Origin of the sequence: Candidatus Dormiibacter sp. (assembly GCF_050999135.1) — a bacterium.
In the GTDB taxonomy this organism is placed as follows: Bacteria; Chloroflexota; Dormibacteria; order Dormibacterales; family Dormibacteraceae; genus Dormiibacter; species Dormiibacter spiritus.
In genome coordinates this window covers 1-17,265 of sequence record NZ_JBPCPN010000036.1, presented here as the reverse complement: position 1 = coordinate 17,265, position 17,265 = coordinate 1, and the positions used below count along the sequence as shown (strand labels likewise).

Sequence of the window (17,265 nt, the reverse complement as noted above, 5' to 3'; positions counted from 1 at the left end):
CCTGGGACATCGCTCGTGGCATCGCTCTCATACCCGGCTCCAACTCTCAGTCGGCGGCGGGCTATGTGCTCGACGGCTGGGGCGGACTGCATCCGTTCGGCGCCGGCATGCCGGCGCCGCCTCCGATAGCCAATGGGCCCTACTGGCAAGGTTGGGACATCGCCCGTCAGATTGTGCTCCTGCCCGACTCCAGCGACACCTCAGTGGCGGGCTATGTCCTCGACGGCTGGGGTGCCCTTCACCCCTTCAATGCAGGCGGCCACACGCTGCCCCCGAACAGCGGGAATGGCCCGTCCTGGCCAGGCTGGGATATCGCTCGCGCTGTGGGCCTGACGCCCGACTCCGCCGGGACGGCGGTCGCCGGTTATGTGCTTGACGGTTGGGGTGGCGTTCACCCCTTCAGCGCCGGCGCTCGCCAGTCGCCGCCCTACTTCACCAACGGGACCGCCTGGCCAGGCTGGGACATCGCCCGCGGCCTCGTCATGCGCCGAGATGCCGCGGCCAATGCGCCCGGGGGCTGGGTCCTGGACGGTTGGGGCGGCCTGCACGCAGTCGGGGCCGCGCCGGCTTTGGCCGCGGGCGCCTCCTGGCCTGGCTGGGACATCGCGCACGCCGCTGCCGGCTCCGGCGGCGGGGCAGGAAGCCGCCACGTCGAGCCGCCGCCGCCTCCCCTGCCTCGGCGCAACATCATCCCTGGCATCACCTATCACCACCAGGAGTACGAGCTCTCCTGTGAAGAGGCGGCGATCCAGATGGCGCTTACCCGCGAGGGCATCAACGTCAGCCAGACACAGGTGCTGAACGACGTCGGGATCGATTGGCGTCGCGCCTACTACGATTCGAACGGGACCCTGCGCTGGGGTGACGCCTACACCAATTTCGTTGGCGATCCCAACGGCAGCGAGGTCGCTCTCACAGGCTATGGGACCTACTCGCCGACCATCGCCCGGGTGGCTAGGCAGTACGGCGGCCGCGTGCTGCGGGATGGGGAGGGGATCAATCCGCAGGACCTCTACGACGCGGTTCTGCGTGGCCACCCAGTCGTGGCCTGGGTTTCCTTCGACTGGCAGGCTCACTCCCACCATGACTACCTCGCCTTCGATGGGCGTTGGGTTCAGTACGCCGGCCCGGTGGAGCACACCGTGACGGTGATCGGAGTGGACAGGGACGCCGGAACCGTCTTCGTCTTCAACCCCTGGTATGGCCCGCAGTGGATCTCATTTGCCAGCTTCGAGGCCGCCTACCAGACCTACAACCAGATGGCGGTGGTGATCGACTGATCACCAAGCGGGTTCGCCTCCTCCTTGGTTTGGCTCTGCTGGCGCTCATTTGCGCGGTTTCCTGCGAGGCACCCTTCGGCCAAGGACAGCCTTCGCCCTCCCAATCGCCGGCTGGGCGGCTTACCCACCAGCCGCCGCCGGCTGCGGCTCCTGCCCCGCGGCCAGAATCGATCACCATCGCCGGCGAGCTGAACGCCGACTTGCGCGAGGCGAGCCCACTGGCCTGCGGACCCGCCGCAGCTGGGTATGGGCTCTCGCTGCGGTTTTCCCTTGGATCGACTCCCTATCAACTGGACGCGGCGATCTTCGACTACCACGGACCTGGCACCTACAGCGTGCCTCCGGCGCGGCTCTCGCTGCACACTATCGCCTCCGACCCGCCCTCCCTCTACCGAGGCGTGGAGGGGACGCTCGCGATCGCGCAAGGCGAGCGTTCCGGCAGCGTCAGCGGCCGGTTGAGCGGGGAGCGGGGGGAGATCCGGCTCGCCGTCAGCTTCCACTGCTGAACTGCAGCTCGTGAGCTCGGCGGAACCGAATCCGGGCGGCGGTTAGGATGGGCAGCGGAATATGGAGCACGCTCAACGCCCGCCGCCCGACACCCCGCAGCCGGCAGAAGGGCCGCCGGTGCTGATCGGTGCGGACATCGACGCGCGGGCGCTGGTCGACGAGATCAAGGCGGATGTGCAGCGTAAGGCGGAGCAGGGGTTGTATCCGTCCGACCTCCTGATCGAGCTCAGAGCCAGCTCCGATCCAGTACTGGCGGCGGCCCTCGATGTCCGCGATGCCGCCGGCTTCTCCACTGTGGTGCCGGTGACGCGGCCGATCCGGGCCAGCCTTCGCTACGTCGCTCCGGGCGTAGTCCTCTTCAAGCGCCTGACGAGTAAAGGGCTGAGCTGGTACACGAAGTGGATGGTCGAACAGACGCATCATTTCGCCACGTCGACCGCCGCCGCGACATCGGCGATTGCTGAGCGGCTCGCCCAGCATGACGAGGAGCTGGCGCGTAGTCGTGAGGGCCAGCAGGCGCTGGAACGCCGGGTGGAGAGTTTGGAGGCGAGGCTCGCCGATCTCGGGCCGAACCAGCAGGCGCACCGGCTCTGATCCGGCTCGCGAGTCGCCACCTGCGGGCATGGCGGGCGGCGGCGCACGTGACTTCATAGGCGTGGCCGAGCCAGCCCCAATCCGGCGGCTGCGAATTGCTGTGGTCACTCCGCGCTATGAGGAAACAGTCCTTGGCGGAGCCGAGCTGCACGCCCGCTGGCTGGCCCAGCGTCTGGCGGACCGTGGGCATGACATGGAGGTCCTCACCACCTGCGCAGTCGATGGGCAGACGTGGCGAAACGAGCTGCCCGCCGGCTCGACCGGGGACGGGAACCTCCTGGTTCGTCGCTTTCGGGCCGAACCACCTCGCTTTGGTCTGCGGGCAGAACTCGATCGGCGCCTGCGCTGGGAGGTGCTGGTCGACCTGGCGGATGAGGAACGGTGGCTGAGAGCTGGTCCCAACTCACGGGCTCTGGAGAAGCATCTTGCCCGGCAGGGCCACTCGTACGATGCCGTCCTGGCGCTGCCCTATCTGGCTGGCACCACCTATTTCTCAGCACAAGCTGTCCAGCAGCGTTTCTTTCTCATCCCCTGCCTGCATGACGAGCCGTTCGCGCGTCTTCAATTCACCGGCCGCCTTCTCAAACAGTCGCGCGCAGTCCTGTTCAACAGCGATCCGGAGCGGGCCCTGGCCGAGCGTTTGTTTCCCGGTGCAATCGCAAGAGCCCATGTGGTCGGGCTTGGCTTCGATCCCCCACCGCCAACCGACGCCCAGCTCTTCCGACGCAATTACGGCGTCTCAGAGCCGTTCATCCTCTACGTTGGCCGTCTCGAGCCCCATAAGAACGTCCCGCTGCTGATCGACCACTTCCTTCGGTACAAGTCGCGCCGGCCGGGCGACCTAAAGCTCCTTCTGGTAGGTGCGGGCGAATGTGAACCGCCGCCCAGCCCACACCTCCGGCGGATCGAGATCGACTGGGCCGACCGAGACGCGATGCTCATGGCCGCTCTGCTCCTGGTCCAGCCGAGTACAAACGAATCGCTGTCGATTGTCATGATGCAGGCTTGGGCGTGCGGCCGTCCGGTCGTGGTCCACGCGGCAGGTGAGGTTGCCCGCTATCACTGCGAGCAGGGCAACGGGGGCCTCTGGTTCGCCAACTATCCTGAGTTCGAGGCGATCCTCGACCGTCTGCATCATGACTCGGGTCTGGCCCACGGCCTGGGCAAGGCGGGGCAGACGTACGTGCAGGAGCGCTACAGCTGGGAGCGGGTGTTGAGGCGTCTCGAAGGGGCGCTGGGTGATACAGGCGTGTCAGCGCCGTGAGCGATGGGCTGGCCGTGGACCAGTTCATTCCCGCGCTCCTGCCCCATGACGCGGTGGGCGGGCACACGTTGGAGAGCAGGCGCGCCTTCCGCGAGGCCGGCCTGGCGGCAACCATCTGGGCACGCACGATCCACCATGAGTACGCGGGTGAGGCGCGACCCTACCGTCAATTCGGTCGGCTGGCGGCTCACTCGCGTCAGCGGCGGCTGCTGCTCTATCAGGCCGCCACCGTCTCCCATGGGATCGTGGAGTATCTCCTGGACCGCCCGGAGCCCAAATCGATCAGCTATCACAACCTGACGCCGCCCGAGTTCTACGATCCCTTCTCTCCGGGTGTGGCGGCGGAGCTGCGACAGGCTCGGGAGGAGCTGGCTCGTCTCGCACCGGAGGTGAAGCTGGCGACCGCCGACTCTGAGTTCAATGCGGCGGACCTGAGGAGCCTGGGAGTGCTTGACGTCCGCGTGATCCCCCCATTCATCGGGGTCGGCAACCTCCGCCCGCCGGATGCGACCGAGGTGGCGAGACTGCGCGCCCAGAAGGGCGGCCCGGCGCTGCTCTTCGTTGGTCGCCTGGTGCCGAACAAGAACCACCAGCAGTTGATCCGTCTGCTGGCGACTCTCCGCGCGGGGTGGAATGCCGACGCCAAGCTCTATCTGGTCGGTGCGCCGGGGCCGAGCGCCTACGTGGCCTCGCTGCACCGGCTGGCTGCGCGGCTGGCACCGGACGGCGTGGTATTCATGGCCTCGATTCGGGGAGCCCAGCTGAGAGCGCTCTACGAGGTCGCAGATGTTTTTGTCTCCATGTCGGAGCACGAAGGATTCGGAGTTCCCCTGGTCGAAGCGATGCGGGCTCGCCTGCCGGTAGTGGCGCTAGACCGCGGGGCGGTCGCGGAGACGCTGGCCGGCAGCGGGGTGCTACTACGCTCTTCCGAGCTGACCTTTGCCGCGGCGATGGTGGCGCGCCTGATCGAGGATGAAGCTCTTCGTAGCCGGCTGATCGAGCATCAGGCTCAACGGGCGAACGAGCTGGAAAGAGTTCCGCGCGAGGACCTCATCGTCGCGGCGGCGAGAGCGGCGGCGCTCGCAGGTTGACAGCAACATGCACTTCAGACTCGCATGGTCGGTCTGCGGCAATTCATCATCCAGCTCGCTCAGTTGCCTATTAAGGGCAAAGGCCAATGTGAGATGGGACCGGTATCATCAAGCCCCGGATGGCCACCACAGTAATCAGGAGCACACAAGCACGCCCGGGCTGGGGTGCCGAGTTGAGGTCGATGCTGCGTCATCGGGATCTGCTCTGGCTGCTCACCCGCAAAGATCTTCGCCTCAAATACAAGGGAACGGCGCTGGGTTTCTTGTGGTCTTTGCTCAACCCGCTGCTCCTGATGCTCGTGTATTCCTTCGTCTTCACCATCATCGCCCGCTTTCCGGTGCCGCGATACCCAGTGTTCCTGCTCGCCGGCATTCTGCCCTGGAACACTTTTGCGATCGCCATCTCCTCAGCGGCGACGACCATCATCGGTAATGGCAACCTGATCCGGCGGGTGAGATTTCCGCGCGAGTTTCTGCCTCTGGCATCGGTGCTTTCGAGCGCAGTCAATTTGACCCTCAGTCTCGGTATCCTCCTGATTTTCGCCTTGTACTTTCACCAGCCGCTCGGCCTGCCCTTACTCGAGCTGCCGCTGCTGCTGATCCTCCAGATAATCTTTACGGCCGGTGTGGCCCTGATCCTGGCCGCCGTCACCGTCTACCTCCGCGATGTCGAAAACCTGATCGGGGTTTTCATCACCGTGATGTTTTTTCTGACACCGATCCTGTACCCGCTCAGCGCGCTGGCGGGACACAAGTCCGCCTACTTGGTCCAGCTGAACCCCATGGCCTGGCTGATTACGGACTACCAGGCGATCTGGCACGAAAACCGCTGGCCGGATCCCATCCAGACGGCCGCGTTCGGGGTCCTATCGGTGGCCACGTTGGTCGGCGGCTGGCTGCTGTTCCGGCGACTCGAACAGCGCTTCGCTGAGGAAGTCTAGTGGCGCCGGCGATAATGGTGCGGGGAGTCTCCAAGTCCTACCGCAAGTACCGCAAGCGTCATCAGAGTCTGAAGGAGATCATCGCCCAACGCAGTCGGGGCGATTGGGAGGACTTATGGGCGCTACGCGATATCTCCTTCCAGGTCGAGCACGGCCAGTTCGTCGGTATCATCGGCCACAACGGGTCAGGCAAGAGCACGTTGCTCAAATTGTTGACGGGTATAATGCCGCCGTCCACAGGGGAGATACAGGTCCAGGGTCGAGTGGCATCTTTGCTGGAACTAGGAGCGGGATTCCAGCCAGAGTACACCGGCCGGGAGAACATTTACCTCTACGGCACGCTGCTCGGCATGCGGCGTAAGGAGATAGACCGCTACTACGATTCCATAGTGGAGTTCTGTGAGCTAGGCGAGTTCATGGAGATGCCTGTCAAAAACTATTCCTCCGGCATGTACGTCCGGCTCGGCTTCGCCGTGGCAGTACACCTGGACCCGCAGGTCTTGCTTATCGATGAGGTCCTGGCTGTGGGTGATGCCAACTTTCAAAAGAAGTGCTTTCAACATCTTTTCAAGCTGCGCAAAAGAGGTTGCACCATCGTGCTCGTCACCCACGACACAGCTTCAGTCGAGAAGTTTTGTGAGCACGCGATCTGGATCGATCACGGCCGGACCATGGCGCAGGGCAAGAGCTCCCAAGTCGTGCAGCAGTATCTCGACGCTGTCGCCGGGGGCGCCTCAATCGAACACGCGGCCAAGACGGAAGAGGAGCGGGCAGCAGATCGCGACCTCACTATCAAGGGTCTGCGCTTCCTGGATGAAGACGGCCGCCAGGTGCTGATGTTCGACACCGGCGCCAAGGTGCGGATCGAGATCGACTTTGAGGCCCGGCGCTCTTTGACCCGGCTCGAGGTCGGGCTGACCGTCTTCCGCGAAGACGATTTTCGCTGCCTCGATCTCAATCTCTACGGGACCTCCGTCGATAAGGGTCCGGGGCGGTGGGTGGTTGACACTGATCGGGTCGATTTGCAGGGCGGCCGCTACGTTGTCACACTGGCCGTCTTCGATCGCATGCTGCAGCGGTTTCAGGCCTTCCAGGACCGCCAGTATCCCTTCACTGTCCATGACGACTACAGCGCGGGCGGGGCCTTCTACACCGCCCATCGCTGGAGTCTGGCCACGCCTGACGGCCTGGTTCCGTTGATCTCACGCCGCCCCGATCTTCAGGAGCTGCATGGGATGCTGGAACCGGCTCAACCTGTGGGTGAGGCCAGTAGGTAGGACTAGGCGTCAGCTGGGATCAGCCTGCGAGCTGGCGAATGAAATTCAGCTGCATCTCATCCAGCGGAAGAGAATCCAGTTCGGCCAGCCGCGCCCGCTGTCCGGCCCGCACCTTGCTCAGCAGATCCTGGTTTTGAACGAGCCGAGCGAGCACTTCCGCCGCCAGCAACGGGTCGAGGGTGCGAAGGAGAACGCCGGCGCCACCCAGAGTCTCGGCAACGGCTGCGGCATCGTACGCGACGACAGGCAAGTCGAAGCGCATCGCCTCGATGAGAGGCAAGCCATAGCCCTCATGTTCGGACATTGAGATGAACGCGTCAGCGCTGCGGTAGTGCGCGGCCAGAACCGCATCAGAAACCTGGCCGGTGAACACCACGCCCTCCAGCTGGAGGCGGCTCCGGAGCCGGAACAGCCTCTCAGTGTAGGCGGGCAGAGCCCAGCCGCCAACCACAAACAGGCGAGCGTGGGGATCGATGGTGCGCCGAATGACGGCCAGCACCCGCAGGAGGTTCAGGTGTCCCTTGTTGGGAACCACTCTGCCGACAAACAAGAGGTCCATACCCCTCTTGGTTTTTTGCAACCATTCCAGATGCTTGGAGTTGGGCTCGGTCGCCAGCCGGGGTGGAACGTAGGGTGGGATGACGTGTACGTTCGTCACACCGAGCTCACGCAGCTCGCTGGCATTGAATTCAGAATCAGCGGCCGCCAGCTTGATCGTCTGGGCCAGAAGCTGCAGCTCGGCGCGACCCCGCTCCATGGAAGCCGCAGCGCCCTCGTCGTAGGCCCGGAAGAATTCGCTTGGTGTGATGTTGTGGTAATGCATGGTCTTCGGTTGTGGTTGTGCGGCCAAGAATTCGACCATCCCATCGACGGAGCCGGTGGACGCCTGGTAGAGCAGGATCTGGCCCCGACTCGCACGGGCGGGATGCCATCCCTGAAAATGGCGAACCTCGACCTCGCCGCGTGAGAGGACGCGCTCGGCCCAGATCGGCCCGTCCATCCCCGCTCTGGCGAGCGCTTCTTGAGTGCGAACGGTGTGGGTTCCAACAGCGTCCGGCAGCGCGAAAAAGGGCAGGAACTGGTGGACCCGTGGGCGACGGGCTAAGCTCGTGGAATTCACGCGAACCTCAGGACGTCAGCGTTGGCACCGGCTGGGAAGACTGCTCGAACCAGGCTGAGAGTGCAGTTTCCAGACGTTTCACGACAGCCGCCCAGGAATATTCGCGCAGTACAAAAGCTCGGCCCTGGCGGCCGAGCGTCTGCCTCAGCTGGGAGGAGCGAAGAAGCCGGTCCAGCACCTCCTCGAACTCCGGATAGATGGAGAACCAGAGCCCACCGTTTGACTGCACGCAGTGACCTCGGGTGACTGGGGACTCGGCATGTACGATGATAGGCCGTTCAGCCAACCAGGCTTGCATCATCACTATCGAGAACGACTCCATTCGGCTGGGCTGGCACAGGACGGTTGCCGCCCTGTACACGGAGTCGCGATGCTGCCAGTCGATCTGAAGCTGTCTGATCCCACGCTTGGCCGGGAATTGAACATCCCCGGAGCCGAGGAGTAACAAGGACAGCTCGGTGCTCCGCCGCTCCCGGTAGCGCAGGAAGTTCTCCAGCAGCAGCGGTACGTTCTTGCCGCCCTCGAGCCGGCCCACGTAGAGCAGAAATAGTTCGGGCAGATCGTATAGCCGGCGCGCCAGCTCAGGATCAGTCGGTCCCGGCGGATCGAAGCCGGCGCCGACCACCGTAGATGGCGCCAGCGATTTCTGAAAGCGGAGCGCAAGGTCAGCCTCTGGGGCGGAGTTGAACATGAGCCCTCGCGCGCCACCCAGCATCTCGGCTATCACCCCCAGCCTGGCGTAGGCCTCGTCGTGCAGGCAGGGGATGACCACTGTCCGATCGGGAGCCGTCGCGTAGGCGAAGTAAGTAGTCCCGAAGAGGTAGGGCAGAGCCAGTATCGCGTCATATGAGCTTGCTCTCTTCGCTAGGTCGGCTTCCAGCGCAGACGAGACGACGCCATTGCGCAGCCACAGGAGTTCCTCTTCGCGGCTGAGCCTGTAATGACCCTGGATCGCGTGTTCAAGTTGGGCGAACAGCCCGATGTCGCGCTCATCAGCCCGATAGCGGCGCACTGGCACTTCACCGATCCGATCCAGACCCGCAGGGAGGACGTTCTTCCAGGTGTAGTGATCCACCGCACAGGTGGTCAGCACCTCCACCTCGTGGCCCACCTTGAGGAGCCGCTGGGCCAGCCAGAGAGCGAGCAACTCCGCACCGCCGACGATCTTGTCGGTGAGGCGCGGAACGACTATCGCCAGCTTGAGCCGGTCTCCTTTCAGTGCAGTCTGGGGAGGCCCTTCAGGGGAAACTGTCACAAGCGCGCGATGACCGCAAAGTCGAGTGGTCCGTAGATGATCGAGTTGAGCCGTTCGATATTGCGGTTCATCAATTCCATCCTGGCGGCGGCAGAATCCTCTACGTCGTCCGGGAGGCGTTCCAACCGGGCCTCGGGTGGAGGTTGCGACGAATAACGGATTTGAGGCTGGGGAAAACCGGCGGCCTGAGCCAGATACTCGAGGGTGAGGGGATGCAAGGGTTTGGTGTGTCCAAGGTCGACGTACAGTGGGCCGGCGAAAAGAAGCAGACTCTGCGGGTTGAGTGTCTCAGCGATGAGAACGCCACCGGGCTTCAGCGCCCGGGCGGCGGCCGGGAAAAACCTGAGTACCTGGGATGATCCCAGATGCTCCAGGACCTGAGCGCAGAAAATTCCGCCCAACGACGCCGGTTGACAATCCTCCAGGTGCCTGACAGCGTCCTCGGCCTTGATTTCGAAGCCGCGCGCGCGGCAGGCGGCGGCCATGCCGGGGTTCTGGTCGACTCCGTAGGCCTTCACTCCGGCCTGACTCAGTAGAGTCAGGAATTCGCCCCGACCGCAGCCCAGGTCAACGACCATACCCGGCGCCTCGCGGAAGTAATCCAGATAAGCGCTCTGCCGCTCTTCGATCAACGCCTCAGTGCCTCGGAATCGATTCTCGAACGCGACATAGTCGAAGTCCTTTTCGACCTGCCAGCCGGAGCTCAATGTTCTTTCCTCGAGGTTCTCCACTCGCGCCGCCAGGGCTTCCAGGGCTTGGGATGTCTGCGTTGCGAATTCCTGGCTCTGGCGTCTGAGCTCCGCGGTATACCAACGCAGCATCCGCGCCATCGAACGCTTCACGAAGGTGACTGCCGGGCCCAGGCCGGGCCGCGTGGAGTCGAGGCGCATGTCCATTGGAACAATGGTGGAATGACGAATCCTGGCCAGGGCCGGCGTCAGGCGATCCATCTCCCAGTCGTCCTCGGGAGCGGCGATCAGTTCGGGAGGATACTCACCGTTCCTGCGTTTTCGCTCTACCTCAGCTTCCACCTCGCGCATAAGAGCGTTGACGTCTAGGGTGCTTGCGGCAACGTCAGCTGAAGCCGCGGATGTCGCGCTGTCGTTGTCAGGTTGTGCCGAATCGCCGCTGATTGATGCTGACATGCTCCCGCCTCAGGCTACCAAACGGCCTCGGCGGTCCAATTCACGGATCATGTCGGCGCCCGAACGGGTAGGGGATGCCACCAAACAGCCACGCCGCCGCTTTCATCGGGCGGCTGGCCTAATAGATCGCTGAAGAACTGCCGGTCCCTGGCCTCTCCGGGCGAGGGGCCGACCACAACTGTTGAGACCATCCAGCTGCGCAGCTCCCGCAGAGCCTGCGTGCGAAGCTCGGCGTTCGGCATCGCAGTCTGGCCCTGATCGAAACCGACGAGGATCGTCTGCAACGCCGACGGTGGCGGGTCCAACGTCGGGCCAGGCACGTACGCCTCCCCCTCCGGCATCTTGAAGCGGTAACCTGCGCGGGCCTGCCAGAACATAGCGGTCGAAGAGCTGGCGTTGGAGTACGGCGTGATCAGAACGACCGATCGCTCAGGGATGCGGGCGGCCTCTCCGCCCGGCAGAAAGAACGGAGGGATGGCGGCCGACGTTGAAGGATACGGCAGGCTCGGAAAGATGGCGGCGAAGGCGACGGCTAAGGCGGCCACCGTTACCGCGAGGCGCACACGGCCACCGCTGCGCAGCGCCAGCTCCAGGCCGACGGCCACCAACAGAGCCGCGCCGATGTAGCAGTACAGCGCGAGGCGAGCCGGGAGGATGTTTTCCACTACCGGCAACCGCCAGAGCGCGGCCCAGGGCGTTTGGAGCTGAAGGATATGGCCAGCGCTGTGGAGGACCGGCCCGAGCGACAGCAGCGCGATGGCGGCAGCAAACAATCCGGCCCATTGGACAGTTCGCGAGCGCCGCCCGGCGATGGTCACGCCGAGCAGGAACAGGAGCAGAGGAATACCGAAATAGCCACTCTCTTCCACGTTGTTGCCGATGAAGGTATGCGCGATGTGCACTGCCTCCAGCGGGGCGAATTGGACAAGATCACTTGGCACTACGAAGGTGAGCAGATCGTTGGAGAATAGGCTGGGCGGCTGTAGCGAGCCACGCACCTGCAGCGGTCCCCGGAACTGGTAGTAGAGGGGATAGGCCGACAGCACCAACGCGGTCGCCACCGCCCAGACGCCGGCTATAAGCGTGTGACGAACGTTTCTGATTGCGTCGCGCCGGTGGACGGCCGCAGCTATCGCGGCGCCAACCAAAGCCGCCACGGCGGTGGAGGCCAGCAGCTCCTCGCTCGTCATCAGCTGCGCCGCCCCAGCAGCGCCGAGCAGAAGGCCGGCAACCCACGGCCGCCAATGCTGGCGAGCCAGAATCTCATCCAGGAGTAGGAGCAGTAGCGGGGGAAACATCGCCAGAGTCATGTGGAGATGGCCGAGAGACTGGGCAACTATGTATGGGCTGAACCCGTACAGCAGTCCGCCGCACCAAGCCGCGAGTGCGCTCTGGACGTAGCGGCGAGCGGCAAGGAACATGCACCACGCCGATAGGCTGGGTCCCAGGGTTATCAGCACGTTGTATGAGGTGACCAATCCCAAACTGCCCGTGACGGGCCACAGAGCAGCCGCCGGAGCGAGGAGCGATACGTTCCACATGACGTTTACGCCAGTCGGATAGTGGACGTAGTCAGAGAAAAACGGGACCTCGTGATGGGCAAGGCTGTGCGGCGTCCAGCCGAGGAACCACATCACATACTTCGGGTCCCCCTCGATGCCGATCCAGGCCGCACCAGGCTGAAGCCAGGACCGAAGGAAGAGAAGAACTGCCAGGAGCAGATAGACGGTCAAGGCTGCCGGAACAGCCCAGCTCACGCTGGAGGAGACAGCGGGGGGTTGGTCAGTGAGCACTGAATTGGATCTCGTCAATGTTGAGTCAGCGATCCACCGATGGCTGCGCGGCCTCACGAGTTGAGAACATCGCGCTAGAAGGCGGACCTTCACTTTCCCCGGAGAGGCACCCATGAAACTAGGAAGGATATAAATACAAGCAACCGAAAGAGCGCGCGCGCCCAGGGCACTAAAGGCAATGGTCCGTGATTTGCTCGCAAATCTCCTTAAACTTCCTGGTCAAGCCGTCGTCGGGTTCCACCTCTCCGTCTGCGGGCCGAGTCTAGCAAGCCGACGGCAGTGGCCTCGTCGTTGGTACGGTATCCTCCAGGTCGAACCGATGATCAGCAGGAGCCAGCGCCGGAAGCTGGTGACGCAGCAGTGGTGGCTCGCATTGGTGCGGCTGAGGCGACCAGACGACGAGAGCTTCGTGCGAGCGGCTTACAGAACCCTGTTGCGTAGGGAGCCCGATCCTGACGGATACAGTCAGACCGTTGCGGCGCTTGCACACGGTGCCACCAGAGACGAGGTCCTGGCCGGGATCCTCCAGTCAGAGGAAATCTGGCTTCGGCAGAACGTGATTGCCTGCGTCCAAACGACATTGAGCGGGAACCAACGTCGAAAGCTGACGGCACAGCGATGGTGGCTTGCTTTGCGGGACTTGCGGCGCCCGGACGACAGGACCTTCGTGCGAGCCGCGTACCGCGCCCTGTTGGGCAGAGAGCCCGATTCTGACGGATGCACCCAGAATGTTGCCGCGCTAGCGGGCGGCGCAGCCCGAGAACAGGTTCTCTCGGCGATCCTTCAGTCAGAGGAATACCAGCTTCGACAGAACCTGCCGATGATGCCTGGCAAGGCCTTGCACAACGCGCGGTTGGAGTACATCCGCCACCGCGTTCCTGCGGCCAGGATCGTGGTTGATCTGGGAGGAGCCGCCAACCAGTCCCGGGCCGGAGCCCTGCTCCTCTGCGGCTATCCGCACAGGCCTGAAACGATATATATCGTCGATCTTCCCGACGAGCGGCGGATGCTAGGAAGCGGCGAGCCTGAGTCCGGCAAGCATGGTCCGGTCGTGCGTCACAGGGGGGTTATGATTCGCTATTTGTACCAGTCCATGGCGGAGCCCGTACCGCTCGGGGAGGGAGCAGTGGATCTGGTCTTCTCCGGCGAAAGCATCGAGCACATCACGGAGACTGAGGCGGACCTTGTGTGCCGCGAAGCGTGGAGACTTCTGCGCCCAGGCGGCCACTTCTGCCTCGACACGCCAAACGGCGCTCTGACACGACTGCAATCGCCAGAGGCGCTGATCCACCCAGAGCACAAGAAGGAATACCGGCCCTGTGAGCTGCGCGCGAAGCTGGAGGCGGTGGGCTTCGAGGTCGTCGAGGAGGGCGCCATTTGCCCGATGCCGGAGAGTTTACGCTCCGGCAGGTTCTTGTACAAAGAGATGGTCAATCGAAGAGGGCTTTCCGCGAATCCGGATGAGGGCTACCTGTTTTACCTCATCGGGCGGAAACCGCCGGCAGAGAATATCGCCGCCTGAGCTAGTGCAGCGGGTGCAGCCTTCGGTGGCCGGTTCTCAGACGGTAGCCGGAGTTGCGCGAGCGTGGCTCGATTGGTGTAACGCGCCCGAACTCATATCAGCCGCTCCAGCCCGGATCGTTTAGCAGATTCTTGTCCCAAATCAGGATCACGTATCCGTCGACCTGATCAATTTCCCGTGGAGCGCCGAAGGCCTGCTCGAGCTGGGTCTCCGGGACGGCGCCCGGTAGCCGCGTATCGATCAACGCGAAATTGGCCCTACGCTCTCTTGGGTCGTACCAGTCCGATTTGCTCAACCATCGGTAGGGCCCAAACCTCTGCCCTTCTGGCACCACAGCGCTCACCTGGACGCTGCCGCCCGATTCAACAGTCACCGAGTTGGCCGCCCAGTAGCCCCCGATGCCATAGCGGAGACGGTGACTCTGCAGCCAGGGCACGATCTGGCTCGGCCTGTTGGGAACAGTGGGAGTGTTGAGGGCCGGCCAGAAGAAGGCTAGGTACAGAAGAGAGAGGGCGGCGGTGGCAACCGTCAGACGCCGATCCGAAAGCAACCAGTCTGCGCCCTGTCGGGCGGCCAGCACAGCGCCGAAGAAGAGGATGGGCATCGCGTAGCGGATCGAAGTCGGATCGATCACATAGGTGCTGAAGAACAGGGCCCCCAGCAGGATCAGCGAGCCCGTGACCAGAACCTCCACCGTTCGATCGCCGAATTCGCCGCGGCGCCAGCGACGGATCACAATCCAGATCACCGCCGCTACGAAAAGGAGTCCGAAACCATGGAGGATCAAACCAGCGGCGTGGCGCCCGACCGGCTGGCCGAAAAAGTTGGCTCCGAACAGCTCGAGCAGGAGCCGAAGCAAGAGGAGGGTGTGCTTAGGCAGATCGTCCAGGCTGACAAATGCCAGCTGCAGCGGCGTGCTGACCTGAAAGCCCCCGGCAGCGGAGACGGCTCTCTCCGCCAGCCGGGCAACCACCGCCGAGAGGAGTGCAACCAGGAAGAGTTGTCGATCCAGCATTGACCTCCCGGTCCGATGGCGCCACCAGCGCAGGCCGGTGACCACGGCTAATGGAAGCGCGCCGATGACGGTGCCGAGAGGATCGGCGAACTGCGCCTGGGTCAATAGAACGAAGGCCAGGGGCAGTGACCAGCGCGCCGGCAGACGGTCGATCAGCAGCAGGCTGAGCAGGACCAGGAAGATGGTGGAGACGTGATAGCCCGCGCGCAGCGCTGACTCCACACTGATACCGGCAGCGGGAACTGCCGTAAGAGCCAGGACTATGAGCATCCGCAACCAGCGCGCCATTCCCCGGTTGTTGGTCTGGGCGAGGAGTACAGCTGTCGCGACGGTGAGTGCGTAGACCACGGCCGGCTCATAACGGCCTACCGCGGGTTGGAGGCCGAGAAATGCGACTCCGATCGTATGGAACGCGATGTCGGTGGTGAGGAAGTTGTCTCCAGGCACCCACCAGTGATGTAGCAAGAGGTTGCCATGTAACAGTTCCTGGGCCTGGAGAATGATGGTGTACTGATCCGAATCGAGTGAGACCCTCTGACTCATCCTGACGTAAGCGCGAACCAGGCCGGCCAGCCCTACCAGGCTGATGGCGACCACCAATAGCCGGCTAAACAACGCCGTCCGGTCGGTGGGGTGCTTTGGTAGATCAGGCTGGTCGCCGGTCGGCTGTCTCTCGTGCGAAAACGGCAGTTGACCACCAAGCTGCGTTGATCGACCCGGTTTCAGGGTGGCGGGCATGCTGCTAGAAAATACAGGGATGGAGCTTCGGGCTGAAGAAGCCCTCCGACTCACTGCGGGATGCGAGCACGGCCTAGCAAAGCCCGATGACGGGCTGCTAGATGGTTTCAGATGATCGGGCGGCCGCTCTCCGCCACCGGTTCGAGAGCAGCATCGCTTGCCTTTAGACTGGCAGCGTGGCGAAGAGTGCGCTCATCACCGGGATCACAGGCCAAGACGGGTCATACCTGGCGGAATTGCTGCTGGGGAAGGGCTACGAAGTCCACGGCGTGATCCGCCGTTCCTCGAGTCTAAACCGCCAGCGCATCGATCATCTGCAACACGCCAACCCTCAACATCCCGAGACATCCCGGTTTGTCCTCCACTACGGGGACATGACCGACTCGGGTGGTCTCAACCGGCTGGTCAAGCTCGTCAGGCCGGACGAGATCTACAACCTGGCTGCTCAGAGCCACGTACACATCTCGTTCGATCAGCCTGAGTACACGGGAGACGCGGATGGTCTGGGGACGACGCGACTTCTGGAGGCGATCCGGACGGCTGGCCAGCCCACTCGGTTCTATCAGGCGTCGACCTCCGAGATGTTCGGCAGCACGCCGCCGCCGCAGAGTGAGACCACAGTCTTCCACCCCCGCAGCCCCTACGCCGCGGCGAAGGTCTATGCGCACTGGATGACTGTGAACTATCGGGAGGCGCACGGTATCTACGCCTGCAGCGGCATTCTCTTCAATCATGAATCACCCCGCCGGGGCGAGAACTTCGTGACCCGTAAGGTCACCCGGGGCGTGGCCAAGATAGTCGCGGGCAAGACTGATCATCTCTCCCTCGGCAACCTTGACTCGCTGCGGGACTGGGGGCACGCCCGTGACTACGTGGAAGCGATGTGGCTCATGCTTCAGCAGGACCAGCCTGACGACTTCGTCATTGCCACTGGAGTCGCTCGCACAGTGAAGGAGCTGGTGGAGACGACCTTTGGCGCCGTGGGCCTGGACTGGGAGAAGTTTGTTCGGACCGATCCCGCCTACGTGCGTCCTTCGGAAGTGAACCATCTCCGTGGCGACCCGGGCAAGGCGCGGCGGCAGCTTGGCTGGGAGCCGAAGACCAGCTTCCCCAGTCTGATCGCCGAGATGCTTGAATCCGATCTGCGCGCCGAGGAGGTGGATCCGTCGACCGTCCTCAAGCCGACGTCGCGGGTCGCGTCGTAACCGGAAGCGAGCCCCGGGCCGGGAGAGGTCAGTTCCCGCCGCGGGCGGCCCAGCCCGACCAGCTGGAGCTGCGGTAGTTCTCGTACATGCCATAGTCGCTGCCGGTGACCCAGACTGTCGTGACCGGCCGCTGCTCCGGAACAGCTACGGGGCTGGCCACCGTGATGCCGCCAAGAGAGTTCCAAGCCGACCAGTTGGACTGAAGCGCATGCCAGACTGAGTTGTCCCCACCGCGGACGAATACGTCCAGCGCGCCCTGAGGCGTGGTGGTGACGGCGGGATCACCCTGGCTGCCGCCGGGCGGGGCGGCCCCGAAAGCCAACCAGCTGGTCCAGCCGCCATTGGCTGGGGAGAGCTGCCATTGGTGATAGAGCTGACGGTCGGTGCCGATGACGAAGATCTCCAACGTGCCCGAGCTGTTGCGAGCGGCACCAACCTTGCTCAATGACTGGCCACCGAAGCTCTGCCAGGGCGCCCAGTCGTGGTTGGTGAGCCAGGTGTGATAGACGGCGCTGTCG

15 protein-coding genes are annotated in these 17,265 nt (G+C 63.7%); 9 read left to right on the top strand and 6 right to left on the bottom strand.

Features of this window, described 5'->3' with window-relative positions:
- From ACR2MZ_RS09390 to ACR2MZ_RS09360, 7 genes are all read left to right on the top strand, one after another.
- Positions 1-1,280: C39 family peptidase (locus ACR2MZ_RS09390; protein ID WP_434004792.1), on the top strand; the 1,280-nt coding region annotated here is incomplete at its 5' end.
- Positions 1,281-1,480: 200 nt separating this feature from the next.
- The gene (locus tag ACR2MZ_RS09385) at positions 1,481-1,786 is read left to right on the top strand and encodes a hypothetical protein (RefSeq protein ID WP_434004791.1); all 306 of its coding nucleotides are present in this window, start codon (positions 1,481-1,483) and stop codon (positions 1,784-1,786) included.
- Between the two features lie 61 nt (positions 1,787-1,847).
- Complete coding sequence (locus ACR2MZ_RS09380) at positions 1,848-2,381, top strand: hypothetical protein (protein WP_434004790.1); 534 nt, start codon at positions 1,848-1,850, stop codon at positions 2,379-2,381.
- A 61-nt stretch (positions 2,382-2,442) separates the two neighbouring features.
- Complete coding sequence (locus ACR2MZ_RS09375; protein ID WP_434004789.1) at positions 2,443-3,645, top strand: glycosyltransferase family 4 protein; 1,203 nt, start codon at positions 2,443-2,445, stop codon at positions 3,643-3,645.
- Positions 3,642-4,736, top strand: coding sequence for a glycosyltransferase (locus tag ACR2MZ_RS09370; protein WP_434004788.1), 1,095 nt, complete (start codon positions 3,642-3,644; stop codon positions 4,734-4,736). The genes ACR2MZ_RS09375 and ACR2MZ_RS09370 overlap by 4 nt, the downstream gene beginning before the upstream one ends.
- Positions 4,737-4,918: 182 nt before the next feature.
- The gene (locus ACR2MZ_RS09365; RefSeq protein WP_434004787.1) at positions 4,919-5,677 is read left to right on the top strand and encodes an ABC transporter permease; all 759 of its coding nucleotides are present in this window, start codon (positions 4,919-4,921) and stop codon (positions 5,675-5,677) included.
- A complete protein-coding gene (locus ACR2MZ_RS09360; RefSeq protein ID WP_434004786.1) occupies positions 5,677-6,954 on the top strand; it encodes an ABC transporter ATP-binding protein in 1,278 nt (425 codons plus the stop codon). The genes ACR2MZ_RS09365 and ACR2MZ_RS09360 overlap by 1 nt, the downstream gene beginning before the upstream one ends.
- 19 nt (positions 6,955-6,973) lie before the next feature.
- Here the strand turns inward: ACR2MZ_RS09360 and ACR2MZ_RS09355 are convergent, their stop codons facing one another.
- Genes ACR2MZ_RS09355 through ACR2MZ_RS09340 form a run of 4 tightly spaced genes read right to left on the bottom strand, consistent with a single transcriptional unit; the run spans position 6,974 to position 12,231 of the window.
- Entirely contained in the window at positions 6,974-8,074 is a 1,101-nt protein-coding gene (locus ACR2MZ_RS09355; RefSeq protein ID WP_434004785.1) for a glycosyltransferase, read from the bottom strand.
- A gap of 7 nt (positions 8,075-8,081) precedes the next feature.
- Positions 8,082-9,329, bottom strand: coding sequence for a glycosyltransferase family 4 protein (locus ACR2MZ_RS09350; protein WP_434004784.1), 1,248 nt, complete (start codon positions 9,327-9,329; stop codon positions 8,082-8,084).
- Positions 9,326-10,474 (bottom strand): class I SAM-dependent methyltransferase, encoded by a 1,149-nt coding sequence (locus ACR2MZ_RS09345; protein ID WP_434004783.1) that lies wholly within the window; start codon positions 10,472-10,474, stop codon positions 9,326-9,328. The genes ACR2MZ_RS09350 and ACR2MZ_RS09345 overlap by 4 nt, the downstream gene beginning before the upstream one ends.
- A 47-nt stretch (positions 10,475-10,521) precedes the next feature.
- A complete protein-coding gene (locus ACR2MZ_RS09340; protein WP_434004782.1) occupies positions 10,522-12,231 on the bottom strand; it encodes a hypothetical protein in 1,710 nt (569 codons plus the stop codon).
- A 214-nt stretch (positions 12,232-12,445) separates the two neighbouring features.
- On the opposite strand from ACR2MZ_RS09340, the gene ACR2MZ_RS09335 reads away from it, so the two are divergent.
- Positions 12,446-13,789 (top strand): DUF4214 domain-containing protein, encoded by a 1,344-nt coding sequence (locus ACR2MZ_RS09335; protein WP_434004781.1) that lies wholly within the window; start codon positions 12,446-12,448, stop codon positions 13,787-13,789.
- 97 nt (positions 13,790-13,886) lie between these two features.
- Here the strand turns inward: ACR2MZ_RS09335 and ACR2MZ_RS09330 are convergent, their stop codons facing one another.
- Positions 13,887-15,401 carry a hypothetical protein gene (locus tag ACR2MZ_RS09330; protein WP_434004780.1) on the bottom strand — a complete coding sequence of 505 codons (1,515 nt, stop codon included), beginning with the start codon at positions 15,399-15,401 and terminating at the stop codon, positions 13,887-13,889.
- A gap of 317 nt (positions 15,402-15,718) precedes the next feature.
- Between ACR2MZ_RS09330 and gmd the strand changes: the two genes are divergently transcribed.
- Positions 15,719-16,747, top strand: coding sequence for a GDP-mannose 4,6-dehydratase (gmd, locus tag ACR2MZ_RS09325; protein WP_434004779.1), 1,029 nt, complete (start codon positions 15,719-15,721; stop codon positions 16,745-16,747).
- Positions 16,748-16,775: 28 nt separating this feature from the next.
- Here the strand turns inward: gmd and ACR2MZ_RS09320 are convergent.
- Positions 16,776-17,265: DUF8189 domain-containing protein (locus tag ACR2MZ_RS09320; protein ID WP_475392956.1), on the bottom strand; the 490-nt coding region annotated here is incomplete at its 5' end.